We start from the raw sequence: 3565 nt of genomic DNA, 5'->3' as shown, positions 1-3565 counted from the left end.
CGCCGCCGCCCATGGCGAACGCCCCGTGCTGCTGACCGGCTCGGCCCAGCTCTCGACAGATCCGCGACGCACCGCGCTGTTCGTGCAGGTGCAGTCCGAAAGCCTGTGTGGCTCGGCAGGGTGTTCCACCTCGGTCTATCTGCGATGGGCGCAACTGGAAACTGGTTCTGGATTCTGTCAGCGGACCGATCACCATCACGCCGCAGACGCATGGCGAAATGCATGACCTGCTGGTGGATGGCACGGACCGGTGGATCTGGAACGGCGCGACCTATACCGACACGCAGGCCACACCAAGCCCTCCATCCATGGATGGAGCGCAATAGAACACCAATTTATGGGGAAATGGAGCGGGTGAAGGGAATCGAACCCTCGTATGCAGCTTGGGAAGCTGCCGTTCTACCATTGAACTACACCCGCAGGCCGAGCCCTCTATACTGCACAAGCATGGCAGATGCAATCACCCCCTTTCATGATGCGTGGGGCAGTTGACGCACCCGGTCCTGATCCGCAATAAGCATGCATGTCCGGCACATTGCGCGCCGGGTTCCTCGTGATTTGATACGGCCGGCTTGCGGCGAGGTTAAACATACGCGCTAAAGAGGCCAGATCCCGTCGGCAGGGCGCGGGTATCATGGTTTCCACGGTCGTGAACCGCCCTTGCGGGCCGGCCTGTCGCGCATGAACCGGCGCTGGTCTCGGTCCGCTTGTCCAGATCACCCTGTTTACAGGAATTTCCATTTCCCATGACTGACCAGCCTGATCCCAAATCGCTCCGTCCCGCCACCCGCCTGATCAACGCGGGCCTTGAACGCACCCCCTATGGGGAAACCAGCGAGGCGATGTTCCTGACCTCCGGCTTTGTCTATGACAACGCCGAACAGGCCGAAGGCACCTTTACGGGCGATGTCTCGCACTACCAGTATTCACGCTTTGGCAACCCGACCCTCTCCAACCTCGAACGCCGCCTGTGCGATCTGGAGGCGCGGAAGCCTGCGCGCTGACCGCCACCGGCATGGGGGCCGTGTCCTCCGCGCTGCTGGCGCAGGTCCGCGCCGGTGACCGGGTCGTGGCCTCCCGCGCGCTGTTCGGCTCGTGCCACTGGATCGTGGCGGAACTGCTGCCGCGCTACGGTGTCGAGACCGTGTTCGTGGATGGCGGCGACCTTGCCGCATGGAAGGACGCACTGGCCCAGCCCACCCGCGCCGTGCTGCTGGAAAGCCCGTCCAACCCGATGCTCGACGTGCTTGACATCCGCATGATCTGCGATCTCGCGCACAAGGCCGGGGCGACCGTGGTGGTGGACAACGTGTTCGCCACGCCGCTGTACCAGAAGCCGCTGGAACTGGGGGCCGATGTGGTGGTGTATTCATGCACCAAGCATATCGACGGGCAGGGCCGGGTGCTGGGCGGCGCGGTGCTGTCCTCGGCCAAGTGGATTGACGAGGTGCTGCGCCCCTTCATCCGCAACACCGGCAACAGCCTGTCGCCCTTCAACGCATGGGTCATGCTCAAGAGCATCGAGACACTGGCGCTGCGCGTGGACGCCATGACCCGCAACGCGGCGAAAGTGGCCGACTTCCTGGCCGAAGCCCCGGGTATCCGGCGCGTGTTCTATCCCGGCCGTGCGGACCACCCGCAATATGAACTGGCGAAAAAGCAGATGTCGGCCGGGTCCACGCTGGTCGCCTTCGAGGTCGAGGGCGGCAAGGCGGAAGCGTTCGCGTTCATGAACGCGCTGCGCATCATCTCGATTTCGAACAATCTGGGCGATGCGCGCTCCCTCGTCACCCATCCGGCCACCACCACGCATATGAAGCTGGCGCCCGAGGAACGGGCCCGCCTTGGCATTACTGACGGGGCGATCCGCTTTTCCGTCGGGCTGGAAGATGCCGATGACCTGATCGATGACCTCAAGCGCGGCGTCGCGGCGCTGGCCAACCGGTAACCTGAGGAGCCTCCCCTCCATGAGCAAGAACAGGCCTTTCCCTCCCCCCGGTGGGGAAGGAGCGGAGTCCCCGCTGGGCGAAATAACGGACAATACCCCCTGTTTCGAGGCGACAACCGATGACGTGCGCGTGGTTGTCCAGACCTTCTGGCTCGATGACCAGTCGGAGCCGGACGAACACCGCTATGTGTGGGCGTACCGGATCCGCATCGAGAACCACGGCGCCGACCAGATCCAGCTCCTGCGCCGGAGCTGGCGCATTGTGGATGGACAGGGCCGGATCGACCGGGTGGAGGGCGATGGCGTGGTGGGCGAACAGCCGGTTATCGACGCCAGCGCCAGTTTCGAATACATGTCCGGCGCGGCGCTTGAAACGCCAACCGGCTTCATGGGCGGCACGTACCATATGATCCGCCCGGCCAGCCGGGAGCATTTCGATGTTGACATTCCCGTCTTCAGTCTGGACAGCCCGCACCATCCGACCATCCTTCATTAAGTTTTTTCCCCGTGGCACGCCCCTGCCGGGCCTGCCCCTGCCACAAGAACCAACAGCACATGACCATCATCAATTCCCGCCCTTCCCGCACGGAAGCCGAAGAGGCCGTACGCACCCTGCTGCGCTGGCTGGTGAAGATCCGGACCGCGAGGGCCTGCGCGACACGCCGCAGCGCGTCATCAGATCCTATGATGAATTCTTCAGCGGCTATGCCGAAGACCCGGTTGACCTGCTGCGCCGCACCTTCTCCGAAGTCGATGACTATGACGAGATGGTGCTGCTGCGCGACATCCGTGTGGAGAGCCATTGCGAACATCACATGGTGCCCATCATCGGCGTGGCCCATGTCGCGTACCTGCCGCGCAAGCGCGTGGTCGGCATATCCAAGCTGGCCCGCGTGGTCGATGCCTATGCCCGGCGCTTCCAGATTCAGGAGCGCCTGACGGCCCAGATCGCCAACACCATCAACGAGGAACTCCAGCCCTACGGCGTGGGCGTGGTGATCGAGGCGTCACACCAGTGCATGACCACGCGCGGCGTACACCGCCCCGGCGTGTCGATGGTAACCAGCCGGATGCTGGGCACTTTCCGCTCCAATTCCGACACGCGGCGGGAATTCCTGTCGATCCTCAACCGCCCCGCCCTGAACAGCAGCGGGATCTGAAACAGGGCGCGGACCAGCCGGGCCGCCAGAAGGCGGCCTGAAACAGCCGGTCCACGAAATGCCCTGTAATCATGAATGTTTTTGATAAAGCTTTTTTCAAAAAGCTTCAGGGAAGGCCGCCTTTTGAAAAAAAGGCGGCACCCGGAAACTTTTGTCTTTTTATATCAATCAGTTGTCTTTAACCCGCTTCTCATGCTCAGAGCGAGACCTTCGCCCCCAGCACGGCAATGAACTGCGCCAGCCATGCCGGGTGAGCGGGCCATGCGGGGGCGGTGACAAGCCTGCCATCGGTTATCGCGGCATCCATGGCAATATCGGCGTAAATCCCGTCAGCCAGTTCCACCTCGGGGCGGCAGGCGGGATAGGCCGAGACCCTGCGACCGGAGATGATCCGGGCCGCCGCCAGCAACTGCCCCGCATGGCAGATGGCGGCGATGGGCCGGTCGGCAAAGGCGCG

At 63.2% G+C, this 3565-nt stretch carries 2 protein-coding genes, 1 tRNA gene, 3 pseudogenes and 1 riboswitch; of the genes and pseudogenes, 4 read left to right on the top strand and 2 right to left on the bottom strand.

Translation table 11 applies throughout. The features are described 5' to 3' along the window. A pseudogene (locus JCM25156_RS23735) lies at positions 1 to 226 on the top strand (hypothetical protein); the annotation flags it as partial. 120 nt (positions 227 to 346) lie between these two features. Here the strand turns inward: JCM25156_RS23735 and JCM25156_RS11325 are convergent. Next, positions 347 to 420, bottom strand: a tRNA-Gly gene (locus tag JCM25156_RS11325). A 120-nt stretch (positions 421 to 540) separates the two neighbouring features. Further along, a riboswitch (SAM riboswitch) is annotated at positions 541 to 621 on the top strand. Between the two features lie 125 nt (positions 622 to 746). Between JCM25156_RS11325 and metZ the strand changes: the two are divergent. From metZ to folE, 3 genes and pseudogenes are all read left to right on the top strand, one after another. Next, positions 747 to 1948, top strand: a pseudogene (gene metZ, locus JCM25156_RS23730) (O-succinylhomoserine sulfhydrylase). A 19-nt stretch (positions 1949 to 1967) separates the two neighbouring features. Then, positions 1968 to 2444 (top strand): Co2+/Mg2+ efflux protein ApaG, encoded by a 477-nt coding sequence (gene apaG, locus JCM25156_RS11315; RefSeq protein WP_025813166.1) that lies wholly within the window; start codon positions 1968 to 1970, stop codon positions 2442 to 2444. 59 nt (positions 2445 to 2503) lie between these two features. Then, positions 2504 to 3108, top strand: a pseudogene (gene folE, locus JCM25156_RS11310) (GTP cyclohydrolase I FolE). A gap of 196 nt (positions 3109 to 3304) precedes the next feature. On the opposite strand, the gene JCM25156_RS11305 reads toward folE, so the two are convergent. Then, positions 3305 to 3565: DJ-1/PfpI family protein (locus JCM25156_RS11305; RefSeq protein WP_025813164.1), on the bottom strand; the 261-nt coding region annotated here is incomplete at its 5' end.

The sequence above is a fragment of the Komagataeibacter kakiaceti JCM 25156 genome (assembly GCF_000613305.1).
The sequence above is the reverse complement of the archived record's forward strand: the minus strand, read 5'-3'. Positions and strand labels throughout refer to the sequence as shown.